An 18,788-nucleotide genomic window follows, 5' to 3' on the forward strand; every position below is an offset into this window, starting at 1 on the left:
AACAAAAAGGGGCCCGCAGGCCCCTTTGAACTCATTTGGGAAAACCGAGCCTTATGCGGCTGCGGCGTCCGCGTCAGCGCTTTCGGCCTCGATGCGAGCGCGGTCGCCGGCGCCCTTGGCCGAGACGTCGCGATCGACGAATTCGATGACAGCCATGGCGGCGTTGTCACCGTGACGGAAGCCCGCCTTCATGATGCGCAGATAGCCGCCATTGCGGTTGGCGTAGCGCGGCGCGATGGTGTCGAACAGACGCTTGACGACGCCTTCATTGCCGATCTGGGCAATGACCTGGCGGCGGGCGTGCAGGTCGCCACGCTTGCCGAGCGTCACCAGCTTCTCGACGATCGGACGCAGGTCCTTCGCCTTCGGCAAGGTTGTGACGATCTGCTCGTGCTCGAGCAGCGACACGGCGAGGTTGGCGAACATCGACTTGCGATGGCTAATGCTTCGGGCGAAGCGGCGGCCTTTGAAACCGTGGCGCATGGCTCTTTTCCTTCTTCAGTTGTTCAAGAGGCCGCGGCCTCTGATGGTTTTCTGCATGACCGTCGGATCGAGCGGCCCACGCCGCCGATCCTTGGAATTCATGCTCAATATTGGTCTTCGTAACGCTTAGCGAGGTCTTCGATGTTTTCCGGCGGCCAGTCCGGCACTTCCATGCCGAGGTGCAGGCCCATCGCCGCCAGGACTTCCTTGATCTCGTTCAGCGACTTGCGGCCGAAGTTCGGGGTGCGCAGCATCTCGGCTTCGGTCTTCTGGATCAGGTCGCCGATATAGACGATGTTGTCGTTCTTCAGGCAGTTGGCCGAACGCACCGAAAGCTCGAGTTCGTCGACCTTCTTGAGCAGCGCCGGGTTGAAGGCGAGCTCGGTGACGGCCTCGGCGGCGACTTCCTTCTGCGGCTCGTCGAAGTTGACGAAGAGGCCGAGCTGGTCCTGCAGGATGCGGGCGGCGAAAGCCACTGCGTCCTCGCCGGTGATCGAACCGTCGGTCTCGATCGTCATGGTCAGCTTGTCATAGTCGAGAACCTGGCCCTCGCGGGTGTTCTCGACCTTGTAGGAGACCTTCTTGACCGGCGAATAAAGGCTGTCGACCGGGATGAGGCCGATCGGCGCGTCTTCGGCGCGGTTGCGGTCGGCCGGCACGTAACCCTTGCCGGTGTCGACGGTGAATTCCATGCGGATTTCAGCGCCTTCGTCCAGCGTGCAGATGACGTGGTCGGGGTTGAGGATCTCGACGTCGCCAACCGTCTGGATGTCGCCGGCAAGAACCGCACCCGGTCCCTGCTTGCGAACGACCATGCGCTTGGGACCATCGCCTTCCATGCGGATGGCGATTTCCTTGATATTCAAGACGATGTCGGTCACGTCCTCGCGCACACCGGCGATGGACGAGAATTCATGTAGAACGCCGTCGATCTGCACGGCGGTAACAGCCGCACCGCGCAGCGAAGACAGAAGCACGCGGCGCAGCGCGTTGCCCAGCGTCAGGCCAAAGCCACGCTCGAGAGGCTCGGCGACCAGCGTGGTCAGCGTCTTCTTCTTCGACGAGAACTCGATCTTGTTCGGCTTGATCAGTTCCTGCCAATTTTTCTGGATCATGATGCTTTCCTTCCGTTGACCCGCCACCATCCAATCGTGGCGGGCGACCTGGAATGCCACGGAGGAGCGCCCAAGGGCGCTCGCGCGGCGTTCGGTAAATGCTTAGACGCGACGCTTCTTGCGCGGGCGGCAGCCATTGTGCGGGATCGGCGTCACATCACGGATCGAGGTGATGGTGAAGCCGGCCGCCTGCAGGGCGCGCAGTGCCGATTCACGACCGGAGCCGGGTCCGCAGACCTCGACTTCGAGCATGCGCATGCCGTGTTCCTGGGCCTTCTTGGCAACATCCTCGGCAGCCATCTGGGCAGCGAACGGGGTCGACTTGCGCGAACCCTTGAAGCCCTGGGCACCGGCCGACGACCAGGCAATCGAATTGCCCTGCGCATCGGTGATGGTGATCATCGTGTTGTTGAAGGTCGAATTGACGTGGGCAACGCCCGACGAGATATTCTTGCGTTCGCGACGGCGAACACGAGCGGCTTCCTTGGCCATGATAGTCCTTTCAGTTGATCTCTACACCGCCGTAATGCCAGCGGCTCCACCTTCGTAAGGGAGTAGGGGAATAGGGCAGCAAGGGAGTAGGGAAAAGTGCGACCCGACTGGCGGGCATTCCCTACTGCCTTACTCCCCTACTCCCTTATTCCCCTAAAAAAATTACTTCTTCTTGCCGGCGATCGACTTGGCCGGGCCCTTGCGGGTGCGCGCATTGGTATGCGTGCGCTGGCCGCGGACCGGCAGCGAGCGGCGGTGACGCAGGCCGCGGTAGCAGCCGAGGTCCATGAGCCGCTTGATGTTCATCGAGACTTCGCGGCGCAGGTCGCCTTCAACCTGGTAATCGCGGTCGATGGTCTCGCGGATCTGCAGCACTTCCGCGTCGGTCAGCTGGTTGACGCGGCGCTCGGCCGGGATGCCGACCTTGTCGACGATCTCCTGGGCGAACCGCTTGCCAATGCCGTGAATGTACTGCAGCGCAATGACAACGCGCTTGTTGGTCGGAATGTTGACGCCGGCTATACGAGCCATGTTCTTCCCTTCTCCATGTGGGCCGGCCAATCCTCAAAAACAAGGTAGGCTCGGCGCTGTCTTAAGTTGCCCCGCGTCCGGTGGAGGCCGGCCCATGCGGGAGTTTCCAGTTCAATGCGGCTGCCTTGCCCTTGCGGACAAGCAAAGCTCATGCCTGATAGGAAGACGGGCCGCCATACCGCAGCGAACCGCCTCCGTCAAGTGCAATCGTTAATTTCCCCGCACCGCGTCCTTGAGCACCGCTTCGATCTGTTCCGTCACGGCGTCGATATCGGCCATGCCATCGACACTGCGGAGCTTGCCCTTGGCATAGTAGTAGCCAATCAGCGGCGACGTCTTCTTGTAGTATTCCCTCAAGCGCTCTTCGAACACGGTCGGATTGTCGTCCTTGCGAACGGGAAGGCCGGCGGCCTGCGCCTCGTCGGCGCGTTTGACGATCCGGCCAACCAGGGCCTTGTCGTCGACCACGAGTTCAATGACGGCGTCGAGCCCCTGCGAGCGATCCGACAGCATCTGCTCGACCGCATCCGCCTGCACCAGGGTCCGCGGATAGCCGTCGAGGATGAACCCCTTGGCGCAGTCGGGCTGATCGATACGCTCAGCGACGATCGCGTTGACGATCGCGTCGGACACCAGTTCACCGGCATCCATCACCGCCTTGGCGCGCTTGCCAACCTCGGTGCCTGCCTGGACGGCAGCACGCAGCATGTCGCCCGTCGAGAGCTGGGGTATGCCGTGTTTTTCTACCAGTCTTTGTGCTTGCGTCCCCTTGCCCGCTCCTGGCGGCCCAAGCAATATCAACCTCATCTGGCTTTCTTCCCCCCGCGCAGCTTCGACTTCTTGATCAGGCCTTCATACTGGTGCGCGATCAGGTGACCCTGAATCTGCGCAACCGTATCGAGCGTGACACTGACCACGATCAGAAGCGATGTGCCACCAAGGTAGAATGGTACGCCAGTCGCCGAGATCAGGAACTCCGGCAGCAGGCACACCAGCACCAGATAGATGGCGCCGACGACGGTGATGCGGGTGAGAACGTAATCGATATAATCGGCGGTGCGCTCGCCCGGACGATAGCCCGGGATGAAGCCCGAATGCTTCTTGAGCTGGTCGGCGGTGTCCTTCGGGTTGAAGACAATCGCGGTGTAGAAGAAGGCGAAGAACACGATCATCGCCGCATAAAACAGCATGTAGAGCGGCTGGCCGTGGCCGAGCGAGGCGAGCACGGTGCTTGCCCACGCCGGCAGGTTCGTCGTCTGCGAGAAGCCGGCGACGGTGGCCGGCAGCAAAAGCAGCGACGAGGCAAAGATCGGCGGAATGACGCCCGACGTGTTGAGCTTCAGCGGCAGATGCGAGGTATCGCCCTGGAACATCCGGTTGCCGACCTGGCGCTTCGGATACTGGATCAGCAAGCGGCGCTGGGCGCGCTCGAAGAACACGATGAGCGCAATGACGACGATAGCCAGCACGATGATCGCCAGGATCAGGCCGGTCGACAGCGCGCCGGTGCGGCCAAGCTCCAGCGTGCCGGAGATGGCGTGCGGCAGGCCGGCGACGATGCCGGAGAAGATGATCAGCGAAATACCGTTGCCGATGCCGCGGGCGGTGATCTGCTCGCCCAGCCACATCAGGAACATGGTGCCGCCGACCAGCGTGACGACGGTCGAGATGCGGAAGAACATGCCGGGGTCACTGACGATGCCGTTGCCGCCTTCCAGCCCGACAGAAATGCCATAGGCCTGGACCAGCGCAAGCAGCACGGTGCCGTAGCGCGTGTACTGGTTGATCACCTTGCGGCCCTGTTCGCCTTCCTTCTTCAGCGCTTCCAGTGACGGGATGACCGAGGTCATCAGCTGCATGATGATGGAGGCGGAGATGTAAGGCATGATGCCGAGCGCAAAGATCGCCATGCGCTGCACGGCGCCGCCGGCGAACATGTTGAACATGCCGAGCACGCCCTTGCTCTGCGAAGAGAAGGCCTGGGCGAAGGCGTCGGGATTGATACCGGGAAGCGGGATGTAGGTGCCGAGGCGATAAACCAGCAGCGCGCCGATCGTGAACCAGATGCGCTTCTTCAAATCCTCCGCCTTGGCGAAGGCCGAGAAATTCAGATTCGAGGCTAATTGTTCAGCAGCCGAAGCCATGCCTGATTCTCCGCTTGGTAACGCTTGATGGCCCTGAGGTCAGGCGGCGCGTTTCACCGAAGCTCACGAGATAAGCTCCGGGCTCTAAACATGCAAGCGGCCGCGTTGACGCGGCCGCCTCGTTGAGCAGATCAAAGCGAAATCGTGAGCAAAAACGGATTCCACTCCTGCCGATCGCGCTTCAAATTGCCGTTACTCGGCAGCTGCCTTTTCCTGCGGCAGCTTGACCGAACCGCCGGCCTTTTCGATCTTCTCGATCGCGGCCTTGGAGGCGCCGGCGACGTCAAAGGCGAGCTTCGCCTTGATCTCGCCATCCGAGAGGATGCGCACGCCGTCCTTGACGCGGCGGATGACGCCGGCGGCAACCAGCGATTCAGCCGTCACGGTTGCCTTGGCGTCGAGCTTCTTGGCGTCGATGGCCACCTGGATGCGGGCCAGCGACACGACGGTGAAGCTCTTGGCGAAGATGTTGTTGAAGCCACGCTTCGGCAGGCGCCGGTAGAGCGGCATCTGGCCACCCTCGAAGCCGTTGATGGCGACGCCGGAGCGCGCCTTCTGGCCCTTGACGCCGCGACCGCCGGTCTTGCCGGAGCCGGAGCCGATACCACGGCCGAGACGCTTCTTGGAGTGCGTCGCGCCGTCCTTGTCACGCAGATCGTTGAGTTTCATCTGACTTCTCCTGCGCTCTGGCTCAGCCCTCGTCCACGACGCGGACGAGATGCTGGACGGCAGCGATCATGCCGCGCACGGAGGGCGTATCTTCCAGCGTGCGCTGCTTGTGCATCTTGTTGAGGCCGAGGCCGACCAGCGTCGCGCGCTGTTCCTTCGGACGGCGGATCGGCGAACCGATCTGCTCAACGGTGATGGTCTTGGTTGCTTTCTTGGCCATGGTCAAAATCCCTGGTCAGATCGACTATTCTTCAGCCGCAACGGCGGTGCCGCGGCGGGCCTGAAGGGTCGAATACTTGATGCCGCGAGCAGCAGCCACATCCTTGGGATGCATCTGGCTCTTCAGCGCGTCGAAGGTGGCGCGAACCATGTTGTAGGGGTTCGACGAACCCATCGACTTGGCGACCACGTCATGCATGCCGAGCGTCTCGAAGACAGCGCGCATCGGGCCACCGGCGATGATGCCGGTACCTTGCTTGGCGGCGCGCAGCAGCACGCGTCCAGCACCCCAGCGTCCTTCGACGTCGTGATGCAGCGTACGGCCCGAGCGCAGCGGCACGAAAATCATGTCGCGCTTGGCCGATTCAGTTGCCTTGCGGATAGCTTCCGGCACTTCGCGCGCCTTGCCGTGACCAAAGCCGACGCGGCCCTTCTGGTCGCCGACGACGACGAGTGCTGCAAAACCGAAGCGACGGCCGCCCTTGACGACCTTGGCGACGCGGTTGATGTGGACGAGCTTGTCCACCATGCCGTCATCGCGTTCTTCACGATCGCGGCCGCGGCCGCCATCCCTACGTTCCTGTGCCATATCCTGTTCCTTGTTTTTTTCCGGAAGCACGGTTGCTGATAAGATCCGGTGCCTCGCCCCGAATAAGTCGGGAAACGGTCACCGGGGGCGAAATCATTTCCTTCGCATAATCTTTATCCGAAAAGTCTGCAACTTTTCGGGACTATGCTTAGAAGCTCAAGCCACCTTCGCGGGCAGCCTCGGCGAGCGCCTTGACGCGGCCGTGATAGATGTAGGCGCCGCGGTCGAAGACGACTTCCTTGACGCCGGCCTTGGTGGCGCGCTCGGCGATCAGCTTGCCGATCGCGGTGGCGGCAGCGGTGTCGGCGCCGGTCTTGAGCGAACCCTTGAAGTCCTTCTCGAGCGTCGAAGCGGCGGCGATGGTGTGGCCCTTGGCGTCGTCGATGACCTGCACATAGATGTTCTTCGACGTGCGGTGGACCGACAGACGCGGACGCTCGCCGGCGACCTTCTTGATCTGACGACGGACGCGCTGCGCGCGGCGCTGCGTGGATTCCTTGGTACCCATGATGGTCTTCCTTGCCTTCAAAAAACGGGGGCCGCCATATGCGGTAGGCGAAAGCGCCTCCCGCGACCGCTCCCCGCGGCGTTACACTCTTGGCTTGGCCCTTTCCGAAAAGTCTTCAACTTCTCGAGGCCAGGCCTACTACTTCTTCTTGCCTTCCTTGCGGACGATCTTCTCGCCGGCGTAGCGGACGCCCTTGCCCTTATAAGGCTCGGGACCACGATACTCGCGGATCTCGGCCGCAACCTGGCCGACCTGCTGCTTGTCGATGCCGGCCACGGTGATTTCAGTCGGCTTCGGCACGGTGATGGTGATGCCCTGCGGCGTCTCATAGACGACGTCATGGCTGAAGCCAAGCGCCAGTTGCAGGTTCTTGCCCTGAAGTGCCGCGCGATAGCCGACGCCGGTGATCTCGAGCTTCTTCTCGAAACCGTCCTTGACACCCTGCAGGATGTTGACGATCTGCGTGCGCGACATGCCCCACTTGGAGCGGGCGGTCTTGGTCTGGTCGCGCGGCTGGACAGCGATCTCGCTGCCTTCCATCTTGACCAGCACTTCGTCGTTCACCACGAACTTCAGCTCACCCTTGGGGCCCTTCGCCGTCACGGTCTGGCCGTTGACGGTCGCGGTCACGCCCTGCGGCAGCGAAACGGGTTTCTTTCCAATACGAGACATTTTGTTGTCCTCGTCACTTCTCTTGTTTCAGGTCTCTGTCTTCGGGAACGATCCGAAGACCGGATTCCACTTTGCGGTCAACTGCCAGATCAGAAGATCTGGCAGAGGATCTCACCGCCGACGTTCTGTTCACGTGCTTCATGGTCGGCCATCACGCCCTTCGGTGTCGAAAGGATGGCGATGCCGAGGCCGTTTGCGACCTGCGGGATCGACTTGGCCGAAACATAGACGCGGCGGCCTGGCTTCGAAACGCGGGCGATTTCGCGCACGACCGGCGCGCCGTCGAAATACTTCAGCTCGATCTCGATTTCGGACTTGCCGTTGTCGAAGTCGGTCTGGCTGTAATCGCGGATATAGCCTTCAGCCTTCAGCACGTCGAGGACGCGGGTGCGCAGACGCGAAGCCGGCGTCGAAACGCTCGACTTCTTGCGGCCATACGCGTTGCGGATGCGGGTCAGCATATCGCCGAGAGGATCGCTCAATGACATGTTATGTCCTCCTTACCAGCTCGACTTGACCAGGCCCGGGATCTGGCCGTTATTGCCGAGATCACGAAGCGCGATGCGCGATACTTTGAGCTTGCGATAGTAGGCGCGCGGACGGCCGGTGACTTCGCAGCGGTTGCGGATGCGGATCTTGGCCGAGTTGCGCGGCATGGCAGCAAGCTTGAGCTGAGCGCGGAAACGCTCTTCCATCGGCTTGGACTGATCCATGATGATCGCCTTGAGCGCAGCCCGCTTGGGACCGTACTGGTCGGCAAGCTTGCGGCGCCTGTTGTTCTTCTCGACTGAGCTGGTCTTTGCCATTTCAGATTTTTCCTTTTCTCGCTGCCGTTACTGGCGGAAGGGGAAGTTGAAGGCCTTGAGCAATGCCCTGGCTTCGTCGTCCGTCTTCGCAGTCGTACAAACGATGACGTCCATGCCCCAGATCTGATCAACCTTGTCGTAGTTGATCTCCGGGAACACGATGTGTTCCTTGATGCCCATGGCGTAGTTGCCACGGCCATCGAAGCTCTTCGGATTCAGTCCGCGAAAGTCGCGGACGCGCGGCAGTGCGATGTTCACGAGGCGGTCGAGGAACTCATACATGCGTTCCTTGCGCAACGTGACCTTGGCGCCGATCGGCATCTTCTCGCGGACCTTGAAGCCGGCGATCGAGTTGCGGGCGCGGGTGACGACGGCCTTCTGGCCGGCAATCATCGCCAGGTCTTCGGCCGCGATCGAAGGCTTCTTCGAATCGGCGGTCGCTTCGCCGACGCCCATGTTCAGCACGATCTTGTCGATGCGCGGAACCTGCATCTCGTTGTCGTAGCCGAACTGTTCCTGCAGCGCCTTGCGGATGGTCTCGTTGTAGACCTGCTTGAGGCGCGGCGTGTTCTGAGCCTTGGACTGTTTGCTTTCAGCCTTGGGCTTCGTGGTTTGAGCCTTAGCCATTGATGACTTCTCCCGAGCGCTTGGCGACGCGCACCTTCTTGCCGTCCTTCTGGAAGATGAAGCCGACGCGGGTCGGCTTGCCATCCTTGGGGTCGGCCAGCGCGATGTTCGACAGCTGGATCGGCGCTTCCTTGGTGATGATCCCGCCCTCTTGGGACTGGGACTGCTTCTGGTGACGGCGGATCATGTTGACGCCGCGCACCAGCGCGGTGTCTTCCTTCGGCTGTACCGAGAGGACTTCGCCCGAACGGCCCTTGTCCTTGCCGGCCAGCACGACGACCTTGTCGCCTTTTCTAATCTTTTGCATTGGTCCGGCTCCTTACAGCACTTCAGGCGCGAGCGAGATGATCTTCATGTGGTTCTTGGCGCGGAGTTCGCGCGGAACCGGTCCGAAGATACGCGTGCCGATCGGCTCTTTCTTGTTGTCGACGAGAACGGCCGCGTTCTTGTCGAAACGGATCACGCTGCCGTCCGGGCGGCGGATGTCCTTGGCCGTGCGAACCACGACCGCCTTCATCACATCGCCCTTCTTCACGCGGCCGCGCGGAATGGCTTCCTTGATCGACACCACGATGATGTCGCCCACGGAAGCGTATTTCCGCTTCGAGCCGCCCAGCACCTTGATGCACATGACACGACGGGCGCCGGAATTATCCGCGACGTCGAGGTTTGTTTGCATCTGAATCATGACTGGCCGCCTTCTTCTCTTCTAACGGGATGGGCTCAAAGCCCCTCCCCGGTCTGTCCAAAATTCGTTGTTTACGCCCGAGGTCAGGCTTGGTCCGAAGACACGACGATCCAGCGCTTGTCCTTGGAAATCGGCTTCGATTCCTGGATGAACACCTGATCGCCAACCTTGTGGGCGTTGTTCTCGTCGTGCGCCTTGTACTTCTTGGTCATGCGCACGGTCTTCTTCATCACGGGATGCGTGAAGCGCCGTTCGACCTTGACGACAACCGTCTTCTCGTTCTTGTCGCTGACGACGGTGCCCTGCAGAATGCGCTTTGGCATGGTTTTCGTCCTTAAGCCTTCTTAGCCGCGGACTTTTCCGCAGCGATGGTCTTGATACGCGCAATGTCCTTACGAACCTGTCTCACGCGCGCGGTCTTCTCGAGCTGGCCGGTGGCCTTCTGGAAGCGCAGGTTGAACTGCTCCTTCTTCAGGCTGGCCAGGTCGTCGGTCAGCTGGTCCTGGGTCTTGGTCCGGATGTCTTCGGCTTTCATGATCAGCCCGTCCTTATTCTGCGATGCGCTGCACGAAGCGCGTCTTGACCGAGAGCTTGGCCGCGCCGAGACGCAGTGCCTCACGGGCGGTTTCTTCATTGACGCCGTCGATCTCGAACATGATGCGGCCTGGCTTGACGCGCGCCGCCCAGTAATCGACCGCGCCCTTGCCCTTACCCATGCGGACTTCGGTCGGCTTCGAAGTGACCGGCACGTCCGGGAAAATACGGATCCAGACGCGACCAGCGCGCTTCATTTCACGGGTGATCGCGCGGCGGGCCGCCTCGATCTCACGTGCGGTGACGCGGTTCGGCTCAAGCGCCTTCAGCCCGAAACCACCGAAATCCAGGTTGGTGCCGCCCTTTGCGGTACCATGGATACGGCCCTTGAACTGCTTGCGGAACTTTGTGCGCTTTGGCTGCAGCATCGTTCTAACTCCAAATTCCTAAATGTCTCAGGCGTTTTCGCGACGACGACCGCGTTCGCGATCACCACCACCGCCATGCGCTGCATCGCTTTCGCTGGCCCGACGCTCCGAAGCCATCGGGTCATGCTCAAGGATCTCGCCCTTGAACACCCAGACCTTGACGCCGCAGATGCCATAAGCCGTGTGCGCTTCGGCCGTACCGTAGTCGACGTCCGCACGCAGCGTATGCAGCGGCACGCGGCCTTCGCGATACCATTCCATGCGCGCGATCTCGGCGCCGCCGAGGCGGCCGGCGCAGTTGATGCGGATGCCTTCGGCACCAAGCCGCATCGCCGACTGAACGGCACGCTTCATGGCGCGGCGGAACGCGATACGACGCTCGAGCTGCTGGGCGATCGACTGGGCGACCAGGGTCGCGTCGATCTCCGGCTTGCGCACTTCAACGATGTTGAGGTGCGTCTCGGACTTCGTCATCTCCATCAGCTTCTTGCGAAGCTTCTCGATGTCGGCGCCCTTCTTGCCGATGATCAGACCCGGGCGCGCGGCATGGATGGTGACGCGGCACTTCTTGTGCGGACGCTCGATCACGACCTTCGAGATGGCAGCCTGCTTGAGCTCCTTCTCGAGATACTTGCGGATCTTGATGTCCTCATGCAGCAGCTTGCCGTACTCGCCGGTGTTCGCGAACCAGCGCGAATCCCAGGTGCGGTTGATGCCGAGGCGAAGACCGATCGGATTGACTTTCTGGCCCATTATGCGGCCTCCCCTTTTTCTTCGACTTCACGAACGACGATCGTGAGGTGCGAGAACGGCTTCTCGATACGGCTGGCGCGACCGCGGCCACGGGCATGGAACCGCTTCATGACGATCGACTTGCCGACATAGGCTTCCGCCACGATCAGTGCATCGACATCCAGGTCGTGGTTGTTTTCCGCGTTGGCGATTGCCGATTCCAGCGTCTTCTTGACCGTGCCGGAAATCCGCTTGGCCGAGAATTCGAGATCGGAAAGCGCTGTCGCGACCTTCTTACCGCGGATCAGCGCGGCAACCAGGTTCAGCTTCTGCGGGCTGATACGGATCGTGCGCAATACGGCGCGCGCTTCGTTATCAGCAAGCCTGCGCGGAGCTTTGGCCTTGCCCATGATTATTTCCTCTTCGCCTTCTTATCCGCGCCGTGACCGTAATAGGTCCGGGTCGGAGCGAATTCACCGAACTTGTGACCGACCATGTCCTCGTTCACCGAGACGGGAACATGCTTCTGGCCGTTGTAGACACCGAAGGTGAAGCCGACGAACTGCGGCAGGATGGTGGAGCGACGGCTCCACATCTTGATCACCTCATTGCGACCACCTTCACGAACCTTGTCCACCTTCTTGAGAAGGTAGCCGTCAATGAAGGGGCCTTTCCAAATCGAACGAGTCACTTGGCGTTACCTCTTCTTAGCTCTTGCGCTGATGGCGCGAGCGCAGGATGAACTTGTCGGTCGCCTTGTTGGACCGCGTCTTCTTGCCCTTGGTCGGCTTGCCCCAGGGCGAAACCGGATGGCGGCCACCCGATGTGCGGCCTTCGCCGCCGCCGTGCGGATGGTCGACCGGGTTCATGGTCACGCCGCGATTGTGCGGGCGCTTGCCACGCCAGACCGTGCGACCGGCCTTGCCGTCATTGATGTTGCCGTGGTCCGGATTGGATACGGCGCCGACGGTGGCCATGCAGGAGCCGTGAACGACACGCTGCTCGCCCGAATTGAGGCGCAGGATCGCCATGCCCTGGTCACGACCGACCAGCTGACCGTAACCACCTGCCGAACGGGCGACCTGAGCACCCTTGCCCGGCTTCAGCTCGATGTTGTGGACGATGGTGCCGACCGGCATCGAAGCCAGCGGCATCGCATTGCCCGGCTTCACGTCGACCGATTCACCGGACACGATCTTGTCGCCGGGAGCCAGACGCTGCGGAGCGATGATGTAGGACAGCTCGCCATCGTCATACTTGATCAGCGCGATGAAGGCGGTGCGGTTCGGATCGTACTCAATGCGCTCGACCGTGCCGACGACGTCGAACTTGCGGCGCTTGAAGTCGATGATGCGGTACGAACGCTTGTGACCACCGCCGATGAAGCGGGCGGTGATGCGACCGTGATTGTTGCGGCCGCCCGACTTGGTCAGGCCTTCGGTCAGACCCTTGACGGGCTTGCCCTTGTAGAGGCCCGAGCGGTCGACGATGACCAGCTGACGGGTGCTGGGCGTTACCGGGTTGAATTTTTTCAGTGCCATTGTTCTGTCCTCGCGGCCTTGCTCAGAGACCCGTCGCGACGTCGATCGACTGGCCATCGGCCAGCGTCACAACCGCCTTCTTGACGTCGCTCTGGCGGCCAACCGTGCCACGGAAGCGCTTGATCTTGCCCTTGCGGACAAGCGTGTTCACGGCCATCACCTTGACGCCGAACAGCGCTTCGACGGCGGCCTTGATTTCCGGCTTCGACGCCTTCTTGGCGACGTTGAAGACGACCTTGTTCTGCTCGGAGGCCATGGTCGACTTTTCGGTGATCGCCGGCGAGACGATCACGTCGTAATGACGAAGGTCGGTCATTTAAAACGCTCCTCGAGAGCCTCGACGGCGGCCTTCGAAAGGACCAGCGTGCCGCGGCGCAGAATGTCGTAGACGTTGATGCCCTGGATGGGCAGCACGTCGATGTTGGGGATGTTCGTCGCCGCCAGCTTGAAGTTCTTGTCAAGCTCGGCGCCGCCGATCAGCAAAGCATTGGTCAGGCCCAGCGTCGCGAAATTCGCGATCAGCGCCTTCGTCTTGGCCTCGGTCAGCTTCAGCTCGTCGATGATGATGATCGACGCGCTCTTGGCCTTGGCCGAGAGAGCATGTTTGAGGCCGAGAGCGCGAACCTTCTTCGGCAGTTCGTGCTCGTGGCTGCGAACGACCGGGCCGTGGGCCTTGCCGCCGCCGCGGAACTGCGGAGCGCGTGCCGAATGGTGACGGGCGCGGCCCGTACCCTTCTGCTTGTACATCTTGGCGCCGGTGCGCGCGATCTCGGCGCGACCCTTGGTCTTGTGCGTGCCCTGCTGCTTCTTGGCAAGCTGCCAGCGCACGACGCGCTGCAGGATGTCTTCGCGCGGATCAAGGCCGAAAATCTCGTCGGAGAGTTCCACCTTGCCGGCGTCCTTGCCGCCCAGCGTTGTGATCTTGAGATCCATTATTCCGCTCCCTCTGTGGCCGGAGCCTCGTTCTTGGCACCACTTTCGGCAGCAACGGCGCGGATCGCGGCAGGCTTCGGCGCATTGGCCGGCAGTGCCACCTTGGCCGCATCGCGGACCAGGATCCAGGCGCCCTTCGATCCGGGAACCGCACCGCGGATCAGGATCAGGCCGCGGTCGGCGTCGGTCGACACGATCTCGACATTCTGCGTGGTGACGCGGGTGTCGCCCATGTGGCCAGCCATATGCTTGCCCTTGAACACTTTGCCCGGGTCCTGGCGCTGGCCGGTCGAACCGTGCGTACGGTGCGAAACCGAGTTACCGTGCGTTGCACGGCCACCGCCCATGTGGTGGCGCTTGATGACGCCCTGAAAGCCCTTGCCGATCGTCGTGCCCGTCACATCGACCTTCTGGCCGGCGACGAAGTGCTCGACGGTGATCTCGGCGCCAACATCGATCATATTGTCGGCGGAGACGCGGAACTCGGCGACCTTCGCCTTCGGCTCGACGGAAGCGGTCGCGAAATGGCCGCGCATCGCCTTCGACGTGTTCTTCACCTTGGCAAGGCCAACGCCGAGCTGAACGGCGGTGTAGCCATTCTTCTCTTGCGTGCGCTGGGCCACGACCTGGCAGTTCTCCATCAGGAGAACGGTGACGGGAACATGTTCCCCGGCATCGTTATAGATGCGGGTCATTCCCACCTTCTTTGCAATCACACCTGAACGCATCGGTTCAATTCCTTTAGAGTTCCGGGCCAGGGGCACCGCCCCTTACCGCGCTCTCATTCCCTTAGAGCTTGATCTCGACGTCGACGCCGGCGGCCAGATCGAGCTTCATCAAAGCATCGACCGTCTGCGGGGTCGGATCGACGATGTCGAGCAGACGCTTGTGCGTGCGCATCTCGAACTGCTCGCGGCTCTTCTTGTCGACGTGAGGCGACCGGTTGACCGTGAACTTTTCGATCCGCGTCGGCAGCGGAATGGGGCCGCGGACGTTTGCACCGGTACGCTTGGCCGTCGACACGATTTCCTTCGTCGAGGCGTCGAGCACGCGGTGGTCAAACGCCTTAAGGCGGATGCGGATATTCTGTCCGTTCATGCGTCACTTCCTTGTTCTGGCGCGGCGCGGGCAACTCCCGCGCCCGCGACAGATCGGTTTAAGTCCAAATTACTCTTTGATGGTGACGACGATGCCGGCACCGACGGTGCGGCCGCCTTCACGGATAGCGAAGCGCAGCTTCTCTTCCATGGCGATCGGCACGATCAGCTCGACATCGACCGTGATGTTGTCGCCCGGCATCACCATCTCGGTGCCTTCCGGCAGCGACACGATGCCGGTCACGTCGGTCGTGCGGAAGTAGAACTGCGGACGGTAGTTGGTGAAGAACGGCGTGTGACGGCCACCTTCGTCCTTGGTCAGGATGTAGGCTTCGGCCACGAACTTCTTGTGCGGCTTCACCGTGCCCGGCTTGGCCAGAACCTGGCCGCGCTCGACACCTTCACGATCAACGCCGCGCAGCAGCGCGCCGATGTTGTCGCCAGCCTGGCCCTGATCGAGCAGCTTGCGGAACATTTCCACGCCCGTGCAGGTCGTCTTGGTCGTCGGACGGATGCCGATGATCTCGAGTTCCTCGCCGACCTTGACCACGCCGCGCTCGACGCGGCCGGTCACGACCGTGCCGCGGCCCGAGATCGAGAACACGTCTTCGATCGGCATCAGGAACGGCTTGTCGAGCGGACGGACCGGCGTCGGGATGTAGGCATCGACCGCAGCCATCAGCTCGCGGATCGCGTCTTCACCGATCTTCTTGTCCGAGTCTTCGAGAGCAGCCAGAGCCGAACCCTTGACGATCGGAATGTCGTCGCCGGGGAATTCGTTCTTGGTCAGAAGCTCGCGAACCTCGAGCTCGACCAGTTCGAGCAGCTCGGCGTCGTCGACCTGGTCGACCTTGTTCAGGAACACCACGATCGACGGCACGCCGACCTGACGGGCCAGCAGGATGTGCTCGCGGGTCTGCGGCATCGGGCCGTCGGCAGCCGACACGACCAGGATCGCGCCGTCCATCTGCGCGGCGCCGGTGATCATGTTCTTCACATAGTCGGCGTGGCCGGGGCAGTCGACGTGAGCGTAGTGGCGGTTGGCCGTCTCGTATTCGACGTGAGCCGTCGAGATCGTGATGCCGCGCGCCTTCTCTTCAGGGGCAGCGTCGATCTGGTCGTAGCGCTTGTATTCGCCAAAATACTTGGTGATCGCCGCCGTCAGCGACGTCTTGCCATGGTCGACGTGGCCAATCGTGCCGATGTTCACGTGAGGCTTGTTACGCTCGAATTTACCTTTGGCCATAATCGTTCTCCGTCTATTCTACCCGCTTGGGGGAAATTGTTATTCGCTCTTCAGATCCGGCACCGCGCAAGGGACGCGACGTCGGTGGCTAAGGAACCCTTACGCGTATTTCTTCTGGACTTCCTGGGCCACTGCGGTCGGAACCGGCTCGTAGTGATCGAACTGCATCGTGTAGGCCGCACGGCCCTGGCTCATCGAGCGCAGGTTGTCGACATACTTGAACATGTTGGCGAGCGGCACCATCGCGTTGATGACCACGGCGACGCCACGCGCTTCCTGACCCTGGATCTGGCCACGACGACCGTTCAGATCGCCGATGACGCTGCCGACGTAGTCTTCCGGCGTCACGACTTCGACCTTCATGATCGGCTCGAGCAGCTGCACGCCAAGCTTGGGTGCTGCTTCACGGAAGCAGGCGCGGCCGGCGATTTCGAAGGCCAGAACGCTGGAGTCGACATCGTGGTAAGCGCCGTCGATGAGGGTCGCCTTGACGCCGATCATCGGGAAGCCCGCGAACGGACCCGAGGTCATGACGCTGTTGATGCCCTTTTCGACACCAGGGATGTATTCCTTCGGCACGGCGCCGCCGACGATCTTGGTATCGAACTCGAACTCGCTGCTGTCCGGGTTCGGCTCGAACAGGATCTTGACGCGAGCGAACTGACCGGTACCGCCAGTCTGCTTCTTGTGCGTGTAGTCCTGCTCGTGCTTGCGGGTGATCGTCTCGCGATAGGCCACCTGCGGTGCGCCGACATTGGCCTCAACCTTGAACTCGCGACGCATGCGGTCGACGATGATGTCGAGGTGGAGTTCGCCCATGCCGGAAATGATGGTCTGGCCGCTTTCCTCGTCGGTCTTGACGCGGAAGGACGGATCCTCGGCGGCCAGGCGGTGAAGGGCGAGGCCCATCTTTTCCTGGTCGTTCTTGGTCTTCGGCTCGATGGCGATCTGGATGACCGGATCGGGGAATTCCATGCGCTCGAGAATGACCGGATGCAGCGGATCGCTCAGCGTGTCGCCGGTGGTCGTGTCCTTGAGACCGGCAAGAGCAACGATGTCGCCGGCAAATGCCTCTTCGACGTCGGCGCGCGAGTTCGCATGCATCTGCAGCATGCGGCCGATGCGCTCTTTCTTGCCCTTCACGGTGTTGTCGACCGAGATGCCCTTGGTGAGCCTGCCCGAATAGATGCGCGCAAAGGTCAGCGAACCGACGAACGGGTCGTTCATGATCTTGAAGGCGAGCATCGACAACGGCTCGTTGTCGTCGGCATGACGCTCGATCTCGGCGTCGGTCTTGGCATCGACGCCCTTGATGGCGGGAACATCGGCCGGCGACGGCAGATATTCGACGACGGCGTCGAGCAGCGGCTGCACGCCCTTGTTCTTGAAGGCCGAGCCACAGAACATCGGGTAGAACTTGACCGCGATGGTGCCCTTGCGGATCAGCGCGCGAATCTCGTCATTCGACGGCATCTTGCCTTCGAGGTAATTCTCAAGCGCCGTCTCGTCCATTTCGACGGCAGCCTCGATCATCTTCTCGCGGTATTCTTCGGCACGAGCCTTGAGGTCGTCCGGGATCTCGACGATGTCCCAGGCAGCGCCCAGCGTCTCGTCGCGCCAGACCAGCGCGTTCATCTCGACGAGGTCGACAACGCCCTTGAACTCGGTCTCGGCGCCAATCGGCAGCTGCATGACAACAGCATGCGCACCGAGGCGCGAGCCGATCATCTCGACCGAGCGATAGAAGTCGGCGCCGATCTTGTCCATCTTGTTGCAGAAGATCATGCGCGGAACGCGATACTTGTCGGCCTGGCGCCAGACAGTCTCGGTCTGCGGCTCAACACCGGCATTGGCATCGAGCAGTGCGATGGCGCCGTCGAGCACGCGCAGCGAACGCTCGACTTCGATGGTGAAGTCGACGTGGCCGGGGGTGTCGATGATGTTGAAGCGGTGCATCTTGCCGTCACGAGCCTTCCAGAAGGTCGTGGTCGCGGCGGACGTGATGGTGATGCCGCGCTCCTGCTCCTGCTCCATCCAATCCATGGTGGCAGCGCCGTCGTGGACTTCGCCGATCTTGTGCGACTTGCCCGTGTAGTAGAGGACGCGCTCGGTGGTCGTCGTCTTGCCGGCGTCAATATGCGCCATGATACCGAAATTGCGGTAGTCTTCGATTTTGTATTCGCGGGCCATCGTAGCTGCCTCTCAGTCTCGTTCGCGCTTTACCAGCGGTAGTGCGCGAAAGCGCGGTTGGCTTCAGCCATCTTGTGGGTGTCTTCACGCTTCTTGACAGCGGTGCCGCGGTTGTTGGCCGCGTCCATCAGCTCGCCGGAGAGGCGGTCGACCATCGTGGTCTCGTTGCGGTTGCGGGCCGCAGCAATCAGCCAGCGAATGGCCAATGCCTGGCGGCGCTCGGGGCGCACGTCGACCGGAACCTGGTAGGTGGCGCCGCCGACACGGCGCGAACGCACTTCCACATGCGGCGCGACATTGTCGAGCGCCTGATGGAAGACGGTGACCGGCTCCTGCTTGGTCTTCGACTGAACCTGGTCGAGCGCGCCGTAGACGATGGTCTCGGCGACCGACTTCTTACCGTCATACATGACGGCGTTCATGAACTTGGTGACGATCAGATCGCCGAACTTCGGGTCCGGATTGATCTCACGCTTTTCTGCACTGTGACGACGCGACATGGCTTTTGTCTCTCAATCTCATAGCCCGACGCACTCAAGGAGCG

General features: G+C 61.7%; 30 protein-coding genes. All 30 read right to left on the reverse strand.

Annotation, left to right across the window (positions count from 1 at the left end; all coding sequences use genetic code 11):
• Positions 1-51: 51 nt before the first annotated feature.
• Positions 52-483, reverse strand: coding sequence for a 50S ribosomal protein L17 (gene rplQ, locus A4R29_RS14765; RefSeq protein ID WP_013531439.1), 432 nt, complete (start codon positions 481-483; stop codon positions 52-54).
• Positions 484-587: 104 nt separating this feature from the next.
• On the reverse strand, positions 588-1,598 hold the full coding sequence (locus A4R29_RS14770) for a DNA-directed RNA polymerase subunit alpha (RefSeq protein WP_013531438.1): 1,011 nt from the start codon (positions 1,596-1,598) through the stop codon (positions 588-590).
• A gap of 102 nt (positions 1,599-1,700) precedes the next feature.
• Positions 1,701-2,090, reverse strand: coding sequence for a 30S ribosomal protein S11 (gene rpsK, locus A4R29_RS14775; protein WP_006205444.1), 390 nt, complete (start codon positions 2,088-2,090; stop codon positions 1,701-1,703).
• A gap of 162 nt (positions 2,091-2,252) precedes the next feature.
• Complete coding sequence (gene rpsM / locus A4R29_RS14780) at positions 2,253-2,621, reverse strand: 30S ribosomal protein S13 (protein WP_013531437.1); 369 nt, start codon at positions 2,619-2,621, stop codon at positions 2,253-2,255.
• Positions 2,622-2,831: 210 nt separating this feature from the next.
• Positions 2,832-3,428, reverse strand: a complete 597-nt coding sequence (locus tag A4R29_RS14785) for an adenylate kinase (protein ID WP_013531436.1) — start codon at positions 3,426-3,428, stop codon at positions 2,832-2,834.
• Positions 3,425-4,765 carry a preprotein translocase subunit SecY gene (gene secY / locus A4R29_RS14790; RefSeq protein WP_013531435.1) on the reverse strand — a complete coding sequence of 447 codons (1,341 nt, stop codon included), beginning with the start codon at positions 4,763-4,765 and terminating at the stop codon, positions 3,425-3,427. Before secY ends, A4R29_RS14785 begins: the two co-directional genes overlap by 4 nt.
• A gap of 192 nt (positions 4,766-4,957) precedes the next feature.
• Positions 4,958-5,434 carry a 50S ribosomal protein L15 gene (gene rplO, locus A4R29_RS14795; protein ID WP_013531434.1) on the reverse strand — a complete coding sequence of 159 codons (477 nt, stop codon included), beginning with the start codon at positions 5,432-5,434 and terminating at the stop codon, positions 4,958-4,960.
• Positions 5,435-5,456: 22 nt separating this feature from the next.
• The gene (gene rpmD / locus A4R29_RS14800) at positions 5,457-5,654 is read right to left on the reverse strand and encodes a 50S ribosomal protein L30 (RefSeq protein ID WP_006205449.1); all 198 of its coding nucleotides are present in this window, start codon (positions 5,652-5,654) and stop codon (positions 5,457-5,459) included.
• Positions 5,655-5,678: 24 nt separating this feature from the next.
• On the reverse strand, positions 5,679-6,242 hold the full coding sequence (rpsE, locus tag A4R29_RS14805; protein ID WP_006333394.1) for a 30S ribosomal protein S5: 564 nt from the start codon (positions 6,240-6,242) through the stop codon (positions 5,679-5,681).
• 148 nt (positions 6,243-6,390) lie between these two features.
• Complete coding sequence (gene rplR, locus A4R29_RS14810) at positions 6,391-6,750, reverse strand: 50S ribosomal protein L18 (RefSeq protein ID WP_013531433.1); 360 nt, start codon at positions 6,748-6,750, stop codon at positions 6,391-6,393.
• A 138-nt stretch (positions 6,751-6,888) separates the two neighbouring features.
• A complete protein-coding gene (gene rplF / locus A4R29_RS14815; RefSeq protein WP_013531432.1) occupies positions 6,889-7,422 on the reverse strand; it encodes a 50S ribosomal protein L6 in 534 nt (177 codons plus the stop codon).
• Positions 7,423-7,511: 89 nt separating this feature from the next.
• Positions 7,512-7,910 (reverse strand): 30S ribosomal protein S8, encoded by a 399-nt coding sequence (gene rpsH / locus A4R29_RS14820; RefSeq protein ID WP_013531431.1) that lies wholly within the window; start codon positions 7,908-7,910, stop codon positions 7,512-7,514.
• A 12-nt stretch (positions 7,911-7,922) separates the two neighbouring features.
• The gene (rpsN, locus tag A4R29_RS14825; protein WP_013895695.1) at positions 7,923-8,228 is read right to left on the reverse strand and encodes a 30S ribosomal protein S14; all 306 of its coding nucleotides are present in this window, start codon (positions 8,226-8,228) and stop codon (positions 7,923-7,925) included.
• Between the two features lie 27 nt (positions 8,229-8,255).
• Entirely contained in the window at positions 8,256-8,855 is a 600-nt protein-coding gene (gene rplE, locus A4R29_RS14830; RefSeq protein WP_013531429.1) for a 50S ribosomal protein L5, read from the reverse strand.
• Positions 8,848-9,162 (reverse strand): 50S ribosomal protein L24, encoded by a 315-nt coding sequence (rplX, locus tag A4R29_RS14835; RefSeq protein ID WP_013531428.1) that lies wholly within the window; start codon positions 9,160-9,162, stop codon positions 8,848-8,850. The genes rplE and rplX overlap by 8 nt, the downstream gene beginning before the upstream one ends.
• A 12-nt stretch (positions 9,163-9,174) precedes the next feature.
• A complete protein-coding gene (rplN, locus tag A4R29_RS14840) occupies positions 9,175-9,543 on the reverse strand; it encodes a 50S ribosomal protein L14 (RefSeq protein ID WP_006205457.1) in 369 nt (122 codons plus the stop codon).
• Between the two features lie 83 nt (positions 9,544-9,626).
• Entirely contained in the window at positions 9,627-9,866 is a 240-nt protein-coding gene (gene rpsQ, locus A4R29_RS14845) for a 30S ribosomal protein S17 (protein WP_010909280.1), read from the reverse strand.
• 11 nt (positions 9,867-9,877) lie between these two features.
• On the reverse strand, positions 9,878-10,078 hold the full coding sequence (gene rpmC / locus A4R29_RS14850; protein WP_006205459.1) for a 50S ribosomal protein L29: 201 nt from the start codon (positions 10,076-10,078) through the stop codon (positions 9,878-9,880).
• 13 nt (positions 10,079-10,091) lie between these two features.
• Entirely contained in the window at positions 10,092-10,505 is a 414-nt protein-coding gene (gene rplP / locus A4R29_RS14855) for a 50S ribosomal protein L16 (RefSeq protein WP_013531427.1), read from the reverse strand.
• 27 nt (positions 10,506-10,532) lie between these two features.
• A complete protein-coding gene (rpsC, locus tag A4R29_RS14860) occupies positions 10,533-11,258 on the reverse strand; it encodes a 30S ribosomal protein S3 (protein ID WP_013531426.1) in 726 nt (241 codons plus the stop codon).
• Complete coding sequence (rplV, locus tag A4R29_RS14865; protein ID WP_006205462.1) at positions 11,258-11,647, reverse strand: 50S ribosomal protein L22; 390 nt, start codon at positions 11,645-11,647, stop codon at positions 11,258-11,260. The genes rpsC and rplV overlap by 1 nt, the downstream gene beginning before the upstream one ends.
• A 2-nt stretch (positions 11,648-11,649) precedes the next feature.
• Positions 11,650-11,928, reverse strand: coding sequence for a 30S ribosomal protein S19 (rpsS, locus tag A4R29_RS14870; protein ID WP_006205463.1), 279 nt, complete (start codon positions 11,926-11,928; stop codon positions 11,650-11,652).
• Positions 11,929-11,944: 16 nt separating this feature from the next.
• Positions 11,945-12,778, reverse strand: coding sequence for a 50S ribosomal protein L2 (gene rplB, locus A4R29_RS14875; protein WP_024505067.1), 834 nt, complete (start codon positions 12,776-12,778; stop codon positions 11,945-11,947).
• A gap of 22 nt (positions 12,779-12,800) precedes the next feature.
• Entirely contained in the window at positions 12,801-13,094 is a 294-nt protein-coding gene (locus A4R29_RS14880) for a 50S ribosomal protein L23 (RefSeq protein WP_013531424.1), read from the reverse strand.
• Positions 13,091-13,711 carry a 50S ribosomal protein L4 gene (gene rplD, locus A4R29_RS14885; RefSeq protein ID WP_013531423.1) on the reverse strand — a complete coding sequence of 207 codons (621 nt, stop codon included), beginning with the start codon at positions 13,709-13,711 and terminating at the stop codon, positions 13,091-13,093. The genes A4R29_RS14880 and rplD overlap by 4 nt, the downstream gene beginning before the upstream one ends.
• Positions 13,711-14,439 carry a 50S ribosomal protein L3 gene (gene rplC, locus A4R29_RS14890; protein WP_013531422.1) on the reverse strand — a complete coding sequence of 243 codons (729 nt, stop codon included), beginning with the start codon at positions 14,437-14,439 and terminating at the stop codon, positions 13,711-13,713. Before rplC ends, rplD begins: the two co-directional genes overlap by 1 nt.
• A gap of 61 nt (positions 14,440-14,500) precedes the next feature.
• Entirely contained in the window at positions 14,501-14,809 is a 309-nt protein-coding gene (rpsJ, locus tag A4R29_RS14895) for a 30S ribosomal protein S10 (protein ID WP_010909272.1), read from the reverse strand.
• A 69-nt stretch (positions 14,810-14,878) separates the two neighbouring features.
• Entirely contained in the window at positions 14,879-16,054 is a 1,176-nt protein-coding gene (tuf, locus tag A4R29_RS14900) for an elongation factor Tu (RefSeq protein WP_013531404.1), read from the reverse strand.
• A 99-nt stretch (positions 16,055-16,153) separates the two neighbouring features.
• Positions 16,154-18,244: an elongation factor G gene (gene fusA, locus A4R29_RS14905; RefSeq protein WP_013531421.1), complete on the reverse strand. Its 2,091-nt coding sequence runs from the start codon at positions 18,242-18,244 to the stop codon at positions 16,154-16,156.
• A gap of 29 nt (positions 18,245-18,273) precedes the next feature.
• Positions 18,274-18,744: a 30S ribosomal protein S7 gene (rpsG, locus tag A4R29_RS14910; protein ID WP_008875664.1), complete on the reverse strand. Its 471-nt coding sequence runs from the start codon at positions 18,742-18,744 to the stop codon at positions 18,274-18,276.
• Positions 18,745-18,788 lie beyond the last annotated feature (44 nt).

The organism is Mesorhizobium ciceri biovar biserrulae (assembly GCF_001618845.1).
GTDB classification, from domain to species: domain Bacteria; phylum Pseudomonadota; class Alphaproteobacteria; order Rhizobiales; family Rhizobiaceae; genus Mesorhizobium; species Mesorhizobium ciceri.